The 349-nt window shown below is 44.4% G+C and carries 1 protein-coding gene; it reads left to right on the top strand.

Translation table 11 applies throughout. From position 1 onward, the window contains the following. Positions 1 to 349: hypothetical protein (locus tag ELS83_RS22030; RefSeq protein ID WP_171597667.1), on the top strand; the 349-nt coding region annotated here is incomplete at both ends.

Genomic DNA, 349 nt, shown 5'->3' with positions numbered 1-349 from the left:
AACTCCAATGCAACCAAGGATTTTACAGTTGACGGAGCTACGTATTACATCCGTTCCTATAATGCAACACTTGATACATGGAGTACTGCCCAATCAGGAATAGTAGAGGTTTACAATAATCCTGGCATTCCTGCAGCGCCAACAGCGGCTTATGCAGATGGAGTAACCACGCTTACTCGTCAGGCACCACCGGCAGATGAAGTTTACTACTGGCAAACAAGTGCAAGTGGAATTGATAAGACGAACTCCAATGCAACCAAGGATTTTACAGTTGACGGAGCTACGTATTACATCCGTTCCTATAATGCAACACTTGATACATGGAGTACTGCCCAATCAGGAATAGTAG

It is taken from the genome of Marinifilum caeruleilacunae (genome assembly GCF_013141825.1).
Lineage (GTDB): Bacteria > Bacteroidota > Bacteroidia > Bacteroidales > Marinifilaceae > Marinifilum > Marinifilum caeruleilacunae.
This window is presented reverse-complemented; position numbering and strand designations above follow the sequence as displayed.